The organism is Massilia aurea, from assembly GCF_024753205.1.
Lineage (GTDB): Bacteria > Pseudomonadota > Gammaproteobacteria > Burkholderiales > Burkholderiaceae_D > Telluria > Telluria aurea.
In genome coordinates, this window is the sequence record NZ_JANUGZ010000002.1 from 832,917 (window position 1) to 851,966 (window position 19,050).

Here is a 19,050-nt window from a genome sequence, read left to right on the forward strand (position 1 = left end):
GCAGCAATCTCAGGTCGCCGGCAACGGTACGCCCCGGCGGCGGCGCGCGTACTGCCACAAGCCGGGCACCTGGATCAGCACCAGCAGCGCGAACGCACAGCGGTAGGCGGCGGGGGGCGCGTGGCCCAGCAGGTCGGGCTGCCACAGCCCGATCACCACGCCAAAGCCCGCCTGCACCAGAAAGGCGCCGATGAAGATCAAAAGGTTCAGGAAGGTGGCGGCGCGCCCGGTCAGGGCCCGCGGCATCGACTGGGCCACGATCGCGTAGTCAATGCCGGTGACCGTGCCGGCCAGCGTGAACATCACCGACAGCCACGGGAAGCTGGGCCGGTAGCCGATCACGAATGCGGCCTGGATCAGCACGAACATCGTGATGCCGGCGGCCGCCACATCGAGCGGCGGCATGCCGCGCCGTCCGGCCCATTCGGTGATCATGCCCACCGCGATGGCGCCGAACACCACCGCCGCCATGCCCAGGTACAGCAGGTAGGCCACGGCGTCTTCCGGGTACAGCGCCACATCGGCCAGCCAGCGCCCGATCCACAGGCCCTGCACGCCGAAGAACACTGCGTGCGGCGCCAGCACCAGCGCCACCACGGCGCGAAAGCCGGGCGCGCGCCAGACCTCGCGCAGCGCCGGCAAGAGCGGTGATAACGGGCTCCGGGCGGGCGCCGTATCGTCAAGCTTCGGGTACAGCAGCGCGATCAGCAACCCGGTGCAGGCGACCAGTCCGGCCAGCAGCACGAACAGGCCGCGCCAGTCGGTGTACTCGAGCATTGCGCGCACCGGCATCGTGGCGCTGGCCGCGCCCATGCCGCCCACGGCGATCAGGTAGCCGTGCACCGACGGCAGCCGGCTCGGTGCGATCCAGATCGACACGGCCTTGACCGCCGCCATGAAGCAGCCGCCCAGGCCGCACCCCATCACGGCGCGCGCCGCGAGCAGGCTCCAGAAGCCACCGCCATGCGCAAACAGCACTGCGCCGCAGGATGCCACCAGCAGCATCGCCACCTGCACGCGGCGCGGCCCGTAGCGGTCCAGCGCCATCCCCACCGGCAGCTGGACCAGCGCGAACGCAAAGAAGAACGCGCTGGTGAGCAGCCCCAGTTGGCCCGGCGTGAGCGCGAGCGCGCTCGCCAGTTGCGACGCCAGCACCGCGTTCACGTTGCGCAGCAGCGAGGACAGGTAATGCCCCAGCGCGAACGGCACGAACACGTACACGAACACCGCCAGGCCGGACAGGCGCGGCGTAGCGGGAGACACCAGCGTGGCAGCAGGTTGCATGGCGCAGGATCCGACCAAGCGTCGACCGGTTATGCCGCGTCGGGCTGGGCGTGGCCGCGCTGGCCTGCCGGCACCAGCGGAATCACGCGCCCGCCCGCGCCGCGCAGCGGGCCGCCGCTTTCCGTCTCGAAGAAGAAGCGATCGCACCCGAACGCGGGTTTCAGGTGATCGAGCCAGGTCGCCGTGGCGTCGTATCTGGCAAAGAATGGCCGCCGCACCCATTCCGGATTGCGGGCCTGCAGGAACTGCAGCGCGAACAGCTTTTCGCCATTGATGGTGACGACGCCGTCGATCACGACCTTGCCGGGGAATGCACTCATCGACGGCCCGCGCACGGTGCGCGACAGGCCCGAGACCATCGAATAGGCTTCCTGGAAGATCTCGTGGGCGCGCGCCAGCGGCAGCGCGAAGTAGTCGCGCGGGCCGGTGTCGCGCTCGACGAACATATAGTAGGGAATCGCGCCCAGGCGCACGCCCGTCGTCCACAGCTCGGCCCAGCTTTTCGGGTCTTCGTTGATGTGGCGGATCAGCGGCCCCTGCATGCGCAGCGTGGCGCCGGTGCCGACGATGCGCTTGACCGCCTGCTGCGCGATCGGTGCGCGCAGTTCGACCGCGTGGTTGTAGTGGCCCATGATGGCCAGGTTCTTGCCGCTGGCGACCACCTTCTCGAACAGGCGCATCAGGTCGTCGCTGTCCTTGTCCGACACGAAGCGCTGCGGCCAGTACGCGACCGACTTGGTGCCGATGCGGATGTTCTGGATGTGGGCCAGTTCGGGGATCAGGAGCGGCTCGAGAAATTCGGCCAACGAGCGCGTATTCATGATCATCGGGTCGCCGCCGGTGATCAGGACGTCGGTGACCTCGGTGTGCACCTTCAGGTAGTCCACCAGTTCGCCGCACTCGCGCGCATCGAACTTCAAATCGTCCATGCCGACGAACTGCGGCCAGCGAAAGCAAAAGGTGCAATAGGCGTGGCAGGTCTGGCCGGCGCTGGGGAAGAACAGCACGGTTTCCTTGTACTTGTGCTGCAAGCCCTTGAGCGGCGCATCGTTCACTCGCGGCACGTTGTGCGTCATCTGGCCGGCCGGGTGCGGATTCATGCGCATGCGGATCGCGTGCACCAGGCGCGCGATCGCGGCGTCGTCTTTCTTGATCAGCACCAGGTCGCGCAGCTGCTCGTATTCGGCGCCCGGGAGCATGTCGCGGTGCGGAAACGTCAGGCGGTAGATCGGATCGTCCGGCACCCGCGACCAGTCGATCAGCGTATCCATCACATACGCATTGGTGCGAAACGGCAGCACGTGCGAGACCACCTGTACGGCTTCCTGAAGGTCGGGCGTGAGCCACTCCCATTGGCGCGCGGTCACGATCGACTGGCGCGTGAAGGGCTTGAACTTGGTGGGCGTCGTTGCAGTCGTGTTCACGAAGATCTCCAGAAGAAGACGATGGGAAGGCGGCGGATTGCCGGAAAGAACCCATCTTAGGGAGGCCAAATGGACAGCAATTGCCATCAATCAATGAGATGGTGTCTGACTGCGTGAATAGGACAATCACGGGCTGTTGTAGGAAAAAGTGCGGCATCGGCGCAACGGCGACCGCGCGATTTCCACGCGCTTGTGCGTGCGCAATCCGGCTCGGGCACGCGCCGCTAGAGTAGTGAATGCACTTAAGCAATATTTCCGAGGCATTTACCGCGAAAGGAAGCACCACCATGAAACTGATCGCTACCGCCGCCGCCCTGTGCCTGGGGCTGGCCTCGACCGCCGCCCTGGCCAATGAACCGACCGAGAAAGACGCCGTCGCCATGGCCGAGCGCGGCGCCGCCCTGATCAAGGCCAAGGGCAAGGATGAAATGATGAAGCGCATCAATGCCAAGGACCCGGATTTCGTCCAGGGTCCGCTGTATATCGACCTGCGCGATGTCAAGACCGGCATCGTGCTGGCCCACCCGTACAACCCGTCGATCGTCGGCAAGGACCTGACCGACGTGCCCGATGCGAACGGCAAGAAGTACCGGCGCGAGATCATCGAACTGGCCGCGGCCAAGGGCAAGGGCTGGGTCGACTACCAGTACAAGAATCCCACCACCGGCAAGATCGAACCCAAGACCACCTACATCCTGCTGGTCGATGGCGTGGTGCTCGAAGCGGGCATCTACAAGAAATAAGCCTGCGCCGGCCTCGCGCATCCCCTGCTGTCGCTGCCGTCGCCCTGCCCGCGATGGCAGCTTTTTTTGTGGAGTGACCCATGCTGAACAAACTGCGGATCGGCCAGAAACTGCTGCTGGCCCCGGGCCTCGTGCTCGTGCTGCTGACCATGCTGTCAGGCGCCGCCTACTATGGCATGGTGCGCCAGAACGCCTCGCTCGAACACATGGTGCAGGTGCGCGCCGCGCGCCTGCAGGCGGTGGCCGATGTCGCCGGCGAGGCGCGCTTCGCCCACGCCAACGCCTACCAGTTGCTGGCCTGGACCAACGGCAGCTTCGCCGAGAACCGCTTGCGCGCACTGACGGCCGACATCGGCCGCCGGCACGTCGCCATCGGCGACAAACTGGGCAAGTTCGCGCACGCCGCAGAGCGCGAAGAACGCGCGCCGGTCGCGGCCTCGCAGGCGGCGCTGACGCGCTATCGCAAGGCGATCGGCGAGACCATCGAGATGGCGGCCGTGGACCAGTCGATCGCCACCAATGCGATGCAGAAGGCCGAGCAGCAGTTCGGCGCGCTCGACGCCGCGCTGACGCAACTGGCGCAGATCGAAAAAACGATGAACCAGGAAGCCTACGCTGCTGCGAGAGCTGAATTTCGCATGCTGGGCTGGACCATGGCCGGCCTGGTGCTGCTGTCGATCGCGCTGTCGCTGGCGGTGACGATGCTGGTGCGGCGCGCGATGCTGGCCGGGATCCACTCGATCGCGCATACGGTCGGCGAACTGGCCGAGGGCCGGCTCGACGCGCCACCGGTGGACGCGCAGGGCCGCGATGAAATCGCCGATACGGGCCGCGCGCTGGATCACACGATCGCGCGCCTGAATGCCGCGCTGCGCAGCGTGATGACGGCGGTGCGCTCGATCGACACGGCGTCACGCGAAATCGCCACCGGCAATATGGACCTGTCGAGCCGCACCGAGATGCAGGCCAGCTCGCTCGAGCAGACGGCCAGCACAATGGAGACCTTGACCACGGCGGTCAAGGACAACGCCACCAACGCGCGCCAGGCGTCCGAACTGGCGGCCGAAGCGGCGCAGCTGGCCGCGCGCGGCGGTCAGGCGGTGCAAGGGGCGGTGACGACGATGGAATCGATCCAGGCCAGCTCGCGCAAGATCGTCGAGATCATCGGCGTCATCGACGGCATCTCGTTCCAGACCAATATCCTGGCCCTGAACGCAGCGGTGGAAGCAGCGCGCGCCGGTGAACAGGGACGCGGCTTTGCCGTGGTGGCGTCCGAAGTGCGCACACTGGCGCAGCGCTCGGCGGCAGCAGCCAAGGAAATCAAGGGCCTGATCGCGGACTCGGTCAGCATCATCGAACGGGGCAACGCGTCGGTCAGCGAAGCCGGCGCCAGCATGGGCGATATCGTCTCGTCGGTGCGCCAGGTGAACGACATCATCGGGCGCATCAGCATCGCCAGCACCGAGCAGGCCGACGGCATCGCCGACGTCAATCGCGCGGTCGGGCAGATGGACAGCATGACGCAGCAGAATGCGGCGCTGGTCGAACAGGCCGCAGCAGCGGCCGAAAGCCTGAACGAGCAGACGGTCAATCTGGCGAAGGCCGTGGCGATCTTCCGCATCGCACCGGGTGACGACGACGTCGAAGAGGTGGAAGAAGCGCACGACGACGCGCCGGCGGTGGGCTTCCAGGGCGTGGCCGATCGCCGCAGCCGCGCCAGCACGATGCGCGCGAAGCCGGTACCGGCCCTGCCGCCGGCGACAACGCGCCGGCGCGGGTCGGCTTAATTGCGGATTGGCCTAGCTACGGATTGGCCGGCTCAGAAAGCGCGAGCCGGCCAGGCCGAAGCGCCACGGCACGTCGACCGCCTTTGAAATGCCGATGCGGATGCCTTCCACGACGACCAGGCCCGCCTCTGCCGGCAGCAAGGCAAACGACGCCCCCTCCAGCGCCATCCCGTCGTGCGCACGCGTCACGCCCAGCGCCTGGCACAACTTGCCCGGCCCCGAACACAGCGCGCGCTCGTCCTGTGCATCGCGCCGCGCGCGCATGACATCCAGCCCCGCCACCGGCTCCAGCGCACGGATTAATACCCCGGCCCCGTGCCCCGCCTCGCGGCAGACGAAATTCAGGCACCAGTGGATCCCGTACGAGCGATACACGTAGGCATGCGCGGGCGGACCGAACATCGAGGCATTGCGCTCGGTCTCGCCGGCAAACGCGTGCGAGGCCGCATCTTCGCGGTCATAGGCTTCGGTCTCGACGATGCGCCCGCCGACGCCGCCCAGCAGCACCGTCACCCCGATCAGCTGGCGCGCCACGGTGGCGGCGTCGGCTGAAAAATCAATTCCTGCAATTGTCGAAATAGCCATGGCGGGATTCTAGCGCGCACGCCAGTGCCTTGGCGCTATGGTGGAATTGCCACGTTAACCAGATGATTTGCACATTGCCTTGCTGCAATATTTTGGCGGCTGGAGTATAGTGACACGTTCCCCCGCAACGTCCGAGATGCCCTCTCGCGCCCCGCCATTTCATGAATACCGTCGTCGAATCCGCCCCCCAAACCGACCAGGTCGATGCCCTGATCAAGTCGATCCGCATTCCACCGCGGCCGAGCCTGCTCGCCGATCTGCAGCGCGAGCTGGGGGCCGACGATCCGTCGCCCGACGCCATCGGCCGGATCGTGGCGAGCGACGTCGGCATGTCCGGCGCCCTGCTCAAGCTGGCCAATTCGGCCGTCTACGGCGGGCGCCGCAAGGCCAAGTCGATCGAGCAGGCCATCCTGTTCCTGGGGATTAACCAGGTCGCGGCCCTGATGACCGGACTGCTGGCGCGCCAGGCGATTCCCGTCAACAGCGCCGCGCTGGCCAGCTTCTGGGACATCTCGACCCGCCGCGCGCACGCAATGGTGTTCCTGACGCGCCGCCTGCGTATGGGCGAGGCCGACGTGGCGCACACGTTCGGCCTGTTCTGCGACACCGGCGTGCCGCTCCTGATGGACCGCTTCAAGGATTATGAAGCCACCTACGGCGCGGCGTCGATGGAAGCCCATCGCCCGTTCACCGACCTCGAGAACGAACGCCATGCGACCAGTCACGCGGCGATGGGCTGCCTGCTGGCCCGCAACTGGGGCCTGTCCGACCACGTCGCCTGGGCCATCCTGCACCATCACGACTTCGCCGTGATCGACGATGCCGCCACCGCGGGGCCGGTGCGCTCGCTGGTCGCCCTGTCACTGCTGGCCGAGAACGCGATCTCCCGCTACCAGGGCCACGCCGAGTCGAACGAATGGAACAAGGGTGGTGCTGCGGCCTGCGCGTATCTGGGCCTGTCGGATGAAGAAACCGCCGAGATCATGGACGAACTGCTCGAGGCGTTTCACGAAGAATGAGTTGTGAGGCGCCTGCCGTCAGATCATGACGGCAGGCGCGCAGGCGGCACAGCCGCCCGCCCCCCCGAAGCTAGCGCGCCACTTTCACCAGGCGTGCCTTGATGCTGGTCGACAGGCTCACCTCGAAGCTGCCGCCGGCCGGCAGCGTCTTGATATCGACGCTGGCGCTGCCACCACGCAGGTTCTTGGCCAACAACATGCGGTTGCCATCGTCTGCCACATACACCACCGTGGCTGCCGGTTCGGCGCCGGCATTCCAGGTCAGGTTCAACTTACCGTCGCTCACTTGCGCAGCGAAGCTGGGAGCACCGCCTGCAGCCGCGTTCCTGGCGGCCGGCTGGACCAGCCTGGCGCCTTTGTAGAGCACCTCGATACCGCTTACCTCGCCCGGGTTCGGCAGGCTGACGTTGAAGTGGCGCAGACCGGCCTCGCCGTCACCGACCCGCATGGCGTCAAAGGCATAGTCGAACGTCTGGCCAGCGGCGGTTCGCACGCGCAAGGTGTAGTCATGATTCGTGCCGATCGCCGCTGCATAGCGTCGCTGGCTCGAGGCATCCGCCGGGTCGAGCCTGACCGTGCCACCGCTGATCGAGCCCGATACAGTCAGGTAGTCACCGGCGCTGCGCTCGGCCGCCAGCATGCGCGGGGCTGGATAGATGGCGCTGCGTGCTTCCGCAAACGTCTGCGCCGCTGCGTAGCTGTAATCGGACAACCAGGCGCCGTCGGCACAGTACGTCATGACATCCTTCATTGGCGTGTTGAACGTGCCATACACTGCCTTTTTCAACCCGCCCGGCACCACGCCGGCATACAGGCTGTTATAGACAGGCATCGGACCCAGTGCGCCACCGCTGTACGGATAGGCCGGATCGGTCGAATCCGGATTATCGCAGCCGGCCACGTGTTCCAGCGAATGATTATGGCCCACTTCATGCAGCATGGTGGCTAGCCAGGCTGGCCACAGATTGCCAAACGGGTCGTTGATGCTGCCAACCGAATTATCCGCCTCGATACCAATGGCCGAAGGAAAGCCGGTACCAGTATTGCGGTCGTTGACATAGCCCAGGCCGACGATGCCGGCATTTGCATCCTTGTGGACTAATCCATAGTAGACGCCGCCTGGCTGTTCGGCCGAGCGTGCCGTTTCGAGCTGGGTCAGCGCATCGTCCCACCACGCCGAATCAGCGGTGCTGCCGGAACCCGTCACCACCAGGGGCGCACGCAGACTGACGACGACATCGTTGGGACCATACGGATACGTACGCAGGAATGCATCTTTCACCGACTGCAAGCTGCCGGGTGGCTTGCCGATCACACCGTTATAGCTGATCGGCACCAGGTACAGATGAATTTTGGTATTGCTGCCAATTGCCGGGACATGGGTCGGGCCTGTCGCAACATGATTGTCGGCACCGGTGGCCGAGACCGCCAGTTTGAGGCCGCGCCTGACCCAGGTATCGGGCACCACCACCGAAAAGGTATTGGCCAGATCATATTCGTCACGGCTGGTCGGCAACCTGGCCGGGCCACTCATCGTCAGCGAACCAAGCATGGCGCCCGCACCGGAGACGCCGGTCAGCCTGACGGTCGGGCTGTCAAGATTAGCGCTCAATCCCAGCACCGAGGCCCGTACCAGCATGGGCCGGCCCGGCGTGACTTTGAGAGCGGTATTGCTGATATTGCGGCTGAATACCTGTGCCACATCCACCGTACCGATCGTGTAATTCTGCGCCGCGACCGCGCCAGCGCTCAGGTCGCCGGCTGGCGAGGTCAGCACCACGGTGCCCGACGTTCCCAGCGCCACCGTCAAGATCATCTCGGAGGCGCTGGCCTGGTTGATGACAGCGGGCACGTTGCCAACCCTGGCGCTGGTCACGCCGTTCAGGTTGGTGCCCGATACCGTCACGCGCAGCACGCTGTCGCTGCTCGACGAAATGGACGTGACTGTCACGGATGGAAACACGGTAAAGCTGCTCGTACTCGTTTCGCGGTAAGGGCTCACCAGTACGATGGCGCCGCTGGCGGCCCCTTCCGGCACGACAAAGCTGAGACTCGTGTCACTGTGTGGCTGCGTTACGGCAGCCGTGCTGCCATTGGAAAAACGCACCTGGCTGACCGTGCCAAGGCCGGTACCGGTCACCACGATGGTGGCGCCGGCCGCGGCCGACGCTGGTGCATAGCCAGCGACAGTCAGGGTCGGATACGCTGTCAGACTGAAACCGGTGGCCGTACTGGCGCCATTGACCGTCAATGTCAGCACACCGCTCGTGGCCGTATCCGGCATGGCCAGGGTGGCGCTGCCCGGGCTGACAGCAACGATGCGCAGGCTGACGCCATTGATGGTAAAACTGGTAACGCGGTCCAGATTGCTGCCGGTGACGGTCAGCGTCTTGCCGACCTCGACGCTGGTGCTCGAGACACTGTTGACGGCGGCCGTGGCTGCGACGTTGATGGCAGGTGCGGCATCGCTCCCACCGCCGCCACCGCCGCAGCCAGCCAGGGCGACGAGCAGACATGTGGACGCGGCAGTGCGTACAGAGAAGGGACGGCGAAGATGGCGCGTGGCGCGGCGAACGGAAAGGCTTTTCATGAAGGTCTCTTCAGATCAATAGCCCATTGTCTCCGAATAAGTGCAGCATGGAAACTTTTACAGCATCAAATTTTCGTGCTTGTAGGCAAGGATGCACTATATTCGTGCAAAGAAACAACACGTATTGACGGTGTCAGCCTGGCGCCGGATCGACGATCTTTTTCCAGATACTCAACTTGTTATCGAACGACATCTGCGCATTGGCTGGCGATGATGACGGCAATACAAGGGTATCGAAGCCTGCCGTGCGAAAACGCTGCTCGGATTTTCCGGAGGTTTTGCCGTTGAAGCAGACGCGCACGAGGTGCGGGCAGTGACGTTCCAGAATGCTCAACTCATTGGCCTGTGCCTGGCGAATGGCGGTGTCCAGACTGCCCTCACGCTTGCAGGCAGCAACGGTATCCCACAAGCCGATCCGGTGAGCAAGCAGGCGCACCAATCGTTCATCGTAACCGGTATCGGCGAAAGGCTCGCCAGTCACTGCGGACATCAGCCGCCAGAACTGATTTCTCGGATGGGCGTAATACTGCTGTGCTGCGAGTGACGCCGCACCGGGGAAACTTCCGAGAATGACAATACGGGTCCGTTCATCAACAACGGGAGGCAAGCCAACTAGCATAGGGTACGGCTTCGTTCGATTGAATTGGCAGAGGTAACACGTGGCTGACAGGTGGAAGGCGGGTGAGCACGCTGGCGCACCCGCCACGGCTGCATTGTAACGGTGCCGCGCGCACGCTGCAGCGCAGCGGCGAACAAGCAACCGGCCGCTGCCGCTGGCGGCCGGTCTACCGACAGCGCAGGCCTACTTCATCCACACTGCGTAATTGCTGCCCGACGTCTGCAGCACCCAGCCCGTGCCGGCCGGGCTCCAGGCGTTCGGCCCGATCTTCATCGCGAGCTGGCGCGTGTTGCCCGTGACGACTGCCGCATACAGTCCCTGCGCCGCCTGCTGGATCGCCACCGGCGACGTCGACGTCACCCCGGCCGCCCGGCGCGCCGCCATCAGTGCAGCAATCGGCGTCTTCAGGCCCCAGTTGTAGATGTGCGGGTAGTAGACCGTCGGAATGCCCGGATGGCTCAGCACGTAGGCATAGCCTTCCATCACCGAACCGCATGGCACCGCCCAGTGGTTCTGGCCGTTGCCGCAGCTTTCGGATGGACCCGTGTCGTGGTTGTCGACGAACGTCACCGCCATCGCCGGCCACCAGCCGATCGCGCCCTGTGGCTTGCCGGCGGCATCCTTCAGGCGCCAGTAATTGCCGTTGGCCAGCGCGTCGTTGAGCAGGCCCTTGGTGGTGAAGTCGAACGCGCCGCAGCTGTTGCTGGTCCCGTTAATCCAGTTCATGATTTCCTGGCGGTGCGCATCGACGTTGTTCAGGTTCAGGTCGTTCCACAGCTCGCCGACGCAGAATTCGGCGTTGAAGGCATTGGCATACTGCCCGACGTAGCTGGGGCTGAAGCCGCGCACGTAGTCCACCCGCATGCCGGTAAAGCCCACCGGTTTCAGTGTGTAGTTCAGCCACGTGGTGATGCCGTTCTGGACTTCGCCGACGTTGCGGTGGTCGATGTCGCGCCCGCCGTTGAAGCCGAGCGCCGTATCGGCGCTGCCCAGGCCGCAGTTGCACTCGTCGTTGTTGACGATCGAATACGTGGTCCAGTTGGGATTGGTGAAGTCCGACCAGCCGGTGGTGCCGACGCGGTGGTTGACGACGACGTCGGCCACCGCCTTGATACCGCTGTTCGTGAACGCGCGCACGACGTTGGTGAGCTCGGCCGAGCTGCCGTAGGCGGAATTCAGGTTGTTCAGCTGGCGCGGCAGATAGCCCTGCGAGGCCGCCGAATCGGATGGCGGCGGGAACCAGACGTGGCTAAAGCCCATGGTCTTCAGCTCACCCACATTGCCCTGCAGGGTGTTGTACCAGTTCGGGCTCCTGGCGCTCGACGAGTTCCAGTGGAAGCCCTGCAGCAGCACGGCTGAACTGTTACCTGCCTGGGCAGGCGGGGTGGCGGCCAGGGCCGGGTTACTCAATGCCACAACGCTGGTGGCAAGCATGGCGATGATGCTCTTCTTCATTTTGTCTCCTCCGGTGTAATTGATGTGTTTCAGTCCTTCAGGACATCGACGGACGTACTGTTGGTCACGTAGATAAACTACGCAGCCGGTTGCCGTGGTCTCTGAGCGGACACTTTCGGCCCACAGATTCTGTTCTTGTCGTTTAACCGAGTCAATTGAATCTGAATATTTTTGTAGTTTTGCTACACCGACGAAAAAAAGCGGCGGTGCGTTCACACGCACCGCCGCAAAGGGCAAACAATTTTTATACGAGGATCAGCGTTGCGCCACCGCCGCATTCACCGGCTGCGTCGCATCCCAACCGCCGCCCAGCGCGCGAATCAGCGCCACCGTCGTCAGTGCGCGCTCACCGCGCAACTGCACCGCCGTGCGTTCCACGACCGCCAGGTTGCGCTGCGCGTCGAGCAGTTCGAGATAGCTCGAGCGGCCGGCGTCGTACAGCTTCTGCGCCAGATCGGCTGAGCGGCGCGCCGACACCACGGCCGCGTCGATCTCACCGGCCTGCCCTGCCAGGATGCGCAGGCCGGCCAGGTTGTCCTCGACCTCGGCGAACGCCACCAGCACGCTCTGGCGATAAGTGCCCACCGATTCTTCGAGCACCGCTTCGCTGCGCACGATGTTGTTGCGGTTGCGGCCACCGTCGATGATCGGCATCGAGGCCAGGGCCCCGAGCACCCACGAACGGCTGCTCCACTTGAACACTTCTGAGAACACGCCGCCCACGCCGCCGCCATCGGCATTGATGGTCAAGGCCGGGAACATCGCCGCGCGCGCCACGCCGATGCGGGCGTTCGACGCCTCCATCGCGCGCTGGGCGGCGACGATATCGGGCCGGCGCTCGAGCAGCGACGATGGCAAGCCAGCAGGAATCGCCGGCAGCAGGCTCGCATCGAGCAGCGGGCTCGGGCCAGCCACGTAATCGGCCGCCGGTTTGCCCAGCAAAACCGCCAGCGCATGCTCGGTCGTGGCGCGCTGGCGCTGCACGCCGATGGCTTCGGCGCGCGCCGTGGACAGCTCGGTACGGGCCCGCGACAGGTCGAATTCGCCAATGTCGCCCAGGTCGAAGCGGCGCTGCGTGACCTTGATGCTTTCTTCACGCAGGCGCACCGTGTCGGCCAGCGTCACCAGTTCGGCATCGAGCGCGCGCAGCCTGAAATAGGTCTGCGCGACGTCCGCCTGCAAGGCCAGCAGCACCGAGCGGAAGTTGGCTTCGGAGGTCGCCGCATCGCCCCGCGCCGCCGATACGCCGGCTGCCACGCGGCCGAACAGGTCGACTTCGTAGCTGGCCGACAGGCGCGCGTTGTAGCTGGTGTACGCGTCAGTCCCCACGCCTTGCGGCAGGTTCGATTCACGTGGCGACAGGCGCGCACGCTGGGCGCCGATGCCCACGCCCACCTGCGGGATGCGGTCCGCTTCGGCGATACCGGCAATCGCGCGCGCCTGCCTGACGCGACTGGCCGCGACCGACAGGTTGGCGTTGTTGGTGGCGGCTTCGTCGATCAGCGCGGTGAGCGCCGGGTCGTTGAAGGCCAGCCACCACTGGCCGCGCGGCTGCTGCTCGGCCGGCTGCGCCGGCTTCCAGCGCGCGCCGTCGATGCCCGCCACTTCCGCGGCCGGCACTGGCGCCTGCGACTCGCGGAACGCCTCCGGCGTGGCGATGTGCGGCTGCACGAAGTCGGGCGTGGCGCAGGCCGTCAGCAGCAGCGCCGCCAGCAAGGGCGCGACGCCCTTTGCAATCATCGTATTCATCAGTGCACTCCTTCTGCGCTGTGCGCCACCGCAGGCGCGGTGTGCACGGGTTTTTCAAAACGCTTGGCCAGCGAGCGCAGCAACACGTAGAACAGCGGCGTGAGGAACAGGCCGAAGAAGGTCACGCCCAGCATGCCCCAGAACACGGCGACACCGATGGCGTGGCGCATTTCGGAACCCGCGCCGCTCGAGAACACCAGCGGCACCACGCCGGCGATGAACGCGATCGACGTCATCAGGATCGGCCGCAGACGCAGGCGGCTCGCCTCCAGCGCCGCCTCGACGACGCTGCGGCCATGGTCTTCCAGCTCGCGGGCAAATTCGACGATCAGGATCGCGTTCTTCGACGCCAGGCCGACCAGCACGAACAGCGCGATCTGCGTGAACACATTGTTGTCGCCACCGGTGAGCTTGACGCCGATGAGCGCGCACAGGATCGACATCGGCACGATCAGGATCACCGACAGCGGCAACGTCCAGCTTTCGTACTGGGCCGCCAGCACCAGGAACACCAGCAGCACGCACAGCGGGAACACATAGATCATCGTGTTACCCGACAGGACGTCCTGGTAGGTCAGTTCGGTCCATTCGTATGACACGCCCTTCGGCAGCACTTCTTTCGCGATGCGTTCCATCGCCGCCTGCGCCTGGCCGGACGACACGCCGGGCGCTGCGCCGCCATTCATCTCGGCCGAGACGTAGCCGTTGTAGCGCGTCACGCGATCCGGACCATAGGTGTCCTTCACACGCATCATCGACGACAGCGGAATCATTTCGCCCGTATTGCTGCGCACCTTGAATTGCTCGATCTGCTCGCGCTGCGAACGGAACGGCGCGTCCGCCTGCACCCGCACCTGATACGTGCGGCCGAACTGGTTGAAGTCGTTCACGTACAGCGAGCCCAGGTTCACCTGCAAGGTCTGGTTGATGCTCGCCAGCGGCACGCCCAGCTGCTTGGCTTTCACGCGATCGATGTCTGCGTACAGCTGCGGCACGTTGATCTGGAAGCCCGAGAACACGCCCGCCAGTTCCGGCGTCTGCGCGGCCTTGGCCGTCAGTGCCTGGACTGCCTTGTTCAGCTCTTCGTAGCCGACGTTGCCGCGGTCTTCGATCATCATCTTGAAGCCGCCCGTCGTACCGAGGCCATTGACCGGCGGTGGCGACAGCACCATGACGAACGCATCTTCGACCGCGCCCATGCGCTTGTTGATCTCGGCGGCGATGGCTTCGGCGCTTTTCGCCTTGTCCTTGCGCTGATCGAACGACTTCAGGCCGACGAACACGATGCCGGCGTTCGGCGCATTGGTAAAGCCATTGATCGACAGGCCCGGGAAGGCAATCGACGATTCGACACCGGGAATCTCCTGGGCGATCTTCGACATCTGGCGGATCACGGCGTCGGTGCGGTCGAGCGACGCGGCGTCCGGCAGTTGCGCGAAGCCGATCAGGTAGGCTTTGTCTTGCGGTGGCACGAAGCCCGGCGGCACTGCCTTGAACATGAACACGCCGGCCACGGCCAGCGCCAGGTAGACACCAATCGCAGCGCTCTTGCGGCGCAGGACGCCTTTCACGCCGTGTTCATAGCGCACCGACGAGCGGCCGAAGAAGCGGTTGAAGGCGCCGAAGAAGCGGCCCAGCACGGCGTCGATCATGCGCGTCAGGCGGTCTTTCGGCGCGTTGTGCGGTTTGAGCAGCGCGGCCGACAGGGCTGGGGCCAGCGTCAGCGAGGCGAAGGCCGAGATCACGGTCGAAATCGCGATCGTCAGTGCAAATTGGCGATAGAACTGGCCGGTCAGGCCCGACACGAACGCGATCGGCACGAACACGGCGCACAGCACCAGCGCGATGGCGATGATCGGTCCGCTGACTTCCTTCATGGCCTGGATGGTGGCGTCGCGCGGATTCAGGCCATCGGCGATATTGCGCTCGACGTTTTCCACCACCACGATCGCATCGTCGACCACGATACCGATGGCCAGCACGAGGCCGAACAGCGACAGCGTGTTGATCGAGAAGCCAAAGGCCAGCATCACGGCAAAAGTACCGACCACCGACACCGGCACGGCCAGCAGAGGAATGATCGAGGCGCGCCAGGTCTGCAGGAAGATGATCACCACCAGCGCCACCAGCACCACCGCTTCGAACAGCGTCACGATGACCGAGTTGATCGACTCGCGCACGAACTGGGTCGGGTCATACACGATCGAATACTTCACGCCTTCCGGGAATTCCTGCGACAGCGCTTCCATCGTCGTGCGCACGTCGGCCGAGAGTTGCAGGTCGTTCGCGCCTGGAGCAGCGAAGATCGGGATCGCGACGGCCGACTTGTTGTTCAGCAGCGAACGCAGTGCGTACGAACTCGAACCGAGCTCCATGCGCGCGACATCCTTGAGCAGCGTGGTGCCGCCTTCGGCATTGGTCTTCAGGACGATGTCACCGAATTCGTCGGTGCTTTGCAGGCGCCCTTGCGTGTTCACGGTGAGCTGGAAGTCGGCGTCCTTGGCCGGACCCTGGCCGATCACGCCGGCTGCGACCTGCACGTTCTGTTCGCGGATCGCGTCGATGACATCACCCGCGGTCAAGCCGCGCGCGGCGACCTTCTGCGGATCGAGCCAGATACGCATTGCGTAGTCGCCCGAGCCGAACAGCTGGACTTCGCCCATGCCCTTGATGCGGGCCAGCTGGTCCTTCACGTTCAGCACCGCGTAGTTGCGCAGGTACAGGTCGTCGTAGCGGCCGTCCGGGGAATTCAGGTGGACCACCATCGTCAGGTTCGGCGACGACTTCACGGTCGTCACGCCGATCTGGCGCACTTCTTCGGGCAGCCGTGGCAGCGCGCGCTGGACCCGGTTCTGCACCGCGGTCTCGGCCTGCTCGACATCGGTGCCGATTTTAAACGTGACGGTCAGCGCCAGTGCGCCGTCGGACGTGTTCTGCGACGACATGTACAGCATGTCTTCGACGCCGTTGATCTGCTCTTCCAGCGGCGTGGCCACCGTTTCGGCGATGACCTTCGGGTTCGCGCCCGGATACTGGGCGCGCACCACCACGGATGGGGGCGTGACTTCGGGGTACTCGGAAATCGGCAGCATGAAGATCGAGATCAGGCCGGCGACAAAGATGATCACCGACAGCACGACCGCGAAGATCGGTTTGTCGACAAAGAATTTAGGGAAGTTCATGGTGACTTATGCTCCCGTTGCAGCCGCTGGGGTGGCCGGTGCTGCAGTGGCTACCATCGGCACGACCTGCGCCGCGATCGGGGCGCCCGGGCGCACGCGCTGCAGGCCGTTCACGACGATCTTTTCGCCTGGTTTCAGGCCTTCGCGCACGATGCGTAAACCGTCGTCCAGCGGCCCCAGTTTGACGCTGCGGTATTCCGCCTTGCCGTCCTTGTCGACGACGTAGACGAACTTGCGGTCCTGGTCGGTGTTGATGGCGCGGTCGACGATCAGGATCTGCGGGGTCGGCGCGCCGCCGGCGATCTGCACACGGGCAAAGAGGCCCGGCGCCAGCGCGCGGTCGGTGTTGGCCAGCGTGGCGCGCATGCGCACGCTGCCGCTGCGGCTGTCGAGCTGGTTGTCGACGAATTCGAGCTTGCCGCTGTGCGGGAAGCCTTCTTCACCGGCCAGGCCCACCTTCACGTCCACCGGCTGGCCGGCGTTGGTGCGACGCGACACGCGCAGGTAGGTGGATTCATCGCCATCGAAACTGGCATAGATGCGTTCGAGCGAGACCACTGAGGTCAGGACTGCGGTGGCGTCCACCAGGTTGCCCAGGGTGATTTCGGCCTTCGACACGCGGCCGTCGATCGGCGACGTGACGCGGGTGTAGGCCAGGTTCAGGCGCGCCGTTTCGTGCTCGGCCTGGGCGGCGCGCACGCTCGCATCCAGTTCCTTCTGGCCGGCCGAACGTTCGTCGAATTCGCGCTGGGCGATGGCCTTGTCGGCCAGCAGGCGCTCGGCGCGCTGCAATTCCAGACGGGCCAGGTCGGCGCGTGCCTGCGCGGCAGCGGCGACGGCCTTCGTGCGGTCGGCCTCGGCCTGATACGGCCGTGGATCGATCACGAACAGGACCTCGCCCTTTTTCACTTCGGCGCCCGGTTTGAAGTTGACGGCCGTGATGTAACCCGACACGCGGGGACGGATTGCAACGACTTCGATCGCTTCCAGGCGACCGGAGAATTCCTGCGTTTCCGTCACGGCGCGCTGGATGACGACCGCGCTCGTGACTGGCGGCGCACTTGGCGCTGCCGCTGCCGGTGCGTCGTCGCTGGTGGCGTCCGCGCAGCCGGTGATACCGGCGCCCGCGAGACCTGCGATTGCCAGCGCGGCGATGATGACGCGCAGTTTGCCCATCCCTGATTGGTTATTCATGATTAACCCTTTTATTAGAAACGATGAAATACGACGATGAAAAAAAAGACAATAGAACCCCGTCCCGCGTCGCTGGCATGTCGGCCAGACGAAACGCAGGCAAAACGAATCCCCTTCCGCGCCGGGGCGTGGAAAAAATTTCTGTTATCTGATGTAGAGCCGGTGGCTTAGTCCGGCGGGTGGCCGTGTGTTATCTGCGAGGCAGGTACTGCGACTGGGCGCTTTGATTCATTTGCACTCTCTTATTGTGATGGACTATTACTTACCTGTACGAATGCGTAGGGTGGACGGCTACGCCGTCCACGCGTCCAACGAACGATGGCGTGCGGTCGGAACAACCCGACAGAATCAAGCCCCCTGCCGCCCCTCCAGCCGTGCCAGGAAGTTGGCAATTTCGCCCATCGCCTGCCATTTGCAGGCGCATTCATTGCGACCGTTCGGGTCTTGCAGATCGGCGGGCGCCATGCGCCGCACTGTGGTGCAGATGCCCGCATTGATCAGTTTTGCGCCATACAGCTCGGCTTCGTCGCGCAGCGGGTCGTCTTCGGCCGACAGGATCAGCGCCGGCGCCAGGTTCTTCAGGCGACTCGAATGCAGGGGCGCTGCATACGGATGCGAGCGGTCGGCTGCATGGGGCAGATAACCGCGATAGGCTTCGGCGCAGATCGTGGCGGCCTTTTCGCGGTCGGAGCATTGCGTGAGCTGGCGCATCGAACCGGTGCTCAGGGCCGGATCGAGCATTGGCATGACCAGTATCTGGCCAGCGAGTGCCGGACCACCACGATCACGCGACATCAGCGCGCACACGGCCGCCAGGTTGGCGCCGGCTTCGATGCCAGCCGTTACCAGGAGCTTGCCGTTCCAGCCAAGCTTGGTCTTGTTCTTCTTGGCCCACTGCAGGACCGCGTGGGCATCCTCGACCGCCGCCGGGAACGGACTGACGGTGGCCAGCGTGTAGCTCGGCGCCAGCACCAGCGGCAGGTGATCGCATTCGGCCAGCGAGCGCAGGAAGTCATCCGCCTCATCGAGGTCGCCGCTGTCAAAGCCGCCGCCGTGGTAGAACACGACCAGCATGTCGCGCTTGGCAGACGGGCCGGCGGCGTACAGGCGTGCCGGCAGCGGGCCGGTGGCGCCCGCGACCTCGAGGTCGCGTACTTTCAGCGCGCGCTCTGGCAGATCGCCCACGGCGTTCATCGCGGGACCTGCCCGAGCTCGAGTTCGACGATGCGCTCGTCGACGACGGCGCAATCGCCCACGCAGCTCATCTGCATCTGCATCGACAGCGCCCGCACACCGCGTGCTTCGGCGCCGGCGGCGCGGGAGTAAGCATCCGTGCAAAGCAATCCCGCCAGCGCGACGCCGCTAAGCGTGACTGCAACCGTGGTAAAAATGCCATCTCGAATACTCATGTCCTGCTCC

Annotated in this window: 14 protein-coding genes; 3 read left to right on the forward strand and 11 right to left on the reverse strand. The window is 64.9% G+C overall.

Annotated elements, in window-relative coordinates; translation table 11 throughout:
* Positions 1-9: 9 nt before the first annotated feature.
* Positions 10-1,284, reverse strand: a complete 1,275-nt coding sequence (locus NX775_RS09230) for an MFS transporter (RefSeq protein ID WP_258835726.1) — start codon at positions 1,282-1,284, stop codon at positions 10-12.
* Positions 1,285-1,313: 29 nt separating this feature from the next.
* On the reverse strand, positions 1,314-2,708 hold the full coding sequence (locus NX775_RS09235; protein ID WP_258835727.1) for a KamA family radical SAM protein: 1,395 nt from the start codon (positions 2,706-2,708) through the stop codon (positions 1,314-1,316).
* A gap of 287 nt (positions 2,709-2,995) precedes the next feature.
* Here NX775_RS09235 and NX775_RS09240 point away from each other — a divergent pair, with 287 nt between their 5' ends.
* Together NX775_RS09240 and NX775_RS09245 are read left to right on the forward strand one after the other, a co-directional pair.
* Entirely contained in the window at positions 2,996-3,451 is a 456-nt protein-coding gene (locus NX775_RS09240) for a cache domain-containing protein (RefSeq protein ID WP_258835728.1), read from the forward strand.
* 80 nt (positions 3,452-3,531) lie between these two features.
* Positions 3,532-5,238, forward strand: coding sequence for a methyl-accepting chemotaxis protein (locus NX775_RS09245; protein ID WP_258835729.1), 1,707 nt, complete (start codon positions 3,532-3,534; stop codon positions 5,236-5,238).
* Positions 5,239-5,250: 12 nt separating this feature from the next.
* On the opposite strand, the gene NX775_RS09250 is transcribed toward NX775_RS09245, so the two are convergent.
* Entirely contained in the window at positions 5,251-5,823 is a 573-nt protein-coding gene (locus NX775_RS09250) for a DNA-3-methyladenine glycosylase (protein ID WP_258835730.1), read from the reverse strand.
* A gap of 161 nt (positions 5,824-5,984) precedes the next feature.
* Between NX775_RS09250 and NX775_RS09255 the strand changes: the two genes are divergently transcribed.
* Positions 5,985-6,842 carry an HDOD domain-containing protein gene (locus tag NX775_RS09255; protein WP_258835731.1) on the forward strand — a complete coding sequence of 286 codons (858 nt, stop codon included), beginning with the start codon at positions 5,985-5,987 and terminating at the stop codon, positions 6,840-6,842.
* Positions 6,843-6,912: 70 nt separating this feature from the next.
* Here NX775_RS09255 and NX775_RS09260 read toward each other — a convergent pair whose 3' ends face one another.
* The 8 genes from NX775_RS09260 to NX775_RS09295 all read right to left on the reverse strand — a co-directional run bounded on the left by NX775_RS09260 (position 6,913) and on the right by NX775_RS09295 (position 19,040).
* On the reverse strand, positions 6,913-9,432 hold the full coding sequence (locus NX775_RS09260; protein ID WP_258835732.1) for an IPT/TIG domain-containing protein: 2,520 nt from the start codon (positions 9,430-9,432) through the stop codon (positions 6,913-6,915).
* A gap of 133 nt (positions 9,433-9,565) precedes the next feature.
* Positions 9,566-10,051: a DNA-deoxyinosine glycosylase gene (locus NX775_RS09265; RefSeq protein ID WP_258835733.1), complete on the reverse strand. Its 486-nt coding sequence runs from the start codon at positions 10,049-10,051 to the stop codon at positions 9,566-9,568.
* A gap of 183 nt (positions 10,052-10,234) precedes the next feature.
* Positions 10,235-11,506 carry a glucan 1,4-alpha-maltotetraohydrolase domain-containing protein gene (locus NX775_RS09270; RefSeq protein ID WP_258835734.1) on the reverse strand — a complete coding sequence of 424 codons (1,272 nt, stop codon included), beginning with the start codon at positions 11,504-11,506 and terminating at the stop codon, positions 10,235-10,237.
* Between the two features lie 255 nt (positions 11,507-11,761).
* The gene (locus tag NX775_RS09275) at positions 11,762-13,255 is read right to left on the reverse strand and encodes an efflux transporter outer membrane subunit (RefSeq protein WP_258835735.1); all 1,494 of its coding nucleotides are present in this window, start codon (positions 13,253-13,255) and stop codon (positions 11,762-11,764) included.
* A complete protein-coding gene (locus NX775_RS09280; protein WP_258835736.1) occupies positions 13,255-16,437 on the reverse strand; it encodes an efflux RND transporter permease subunit in 3,183 nt (1,060 codons plus the stop codon). The genes NX775_RS09275 and NX775_RS09280 overlap by 1 nt, the downstream gene beginning before the upstream one ends.
* Positions 16,438-16,443: 6 nt before the next feature.
* Positions 16,444-17,631, reverse strand: a complete 1,188-nt coding sequence (locus NX775_RS09285) for an efflux RND transporter periplasmic adaptor subunit (RefSeq protein WP_258835737.1) — start codon at positions 17,629-17,631, stop codon at positions 16,444-16,446.
* 348 nt (positions 17,632-17,979) lie between these two features.
* On the reverse strand, positions 17,980-18,825 hold the full coding sequence (locus NX775_RS09290) for an alpha/beta hydrolase (RefSeq protein ID WP_258835738.1): 846 nt from the start codon (positions 18,823-18,825) through the stop codon (positions 17,980-17,982).
* Positions 18,822-19,040, reverse strand: coding sequence for a hypothetical protein (locus NX775_RS09295; protein ID WP_258835739.1), 219 nt, complete (start codon positions 19,038-19,040; stop codon positions 18,822-18,824). Before NX775_RS09295 ends, NX775_RS09290 begins: the two co-directional genes overlap by 4 nt.
* Positions 19,041-19,050 lie beyond the last annotated feature (10 nt).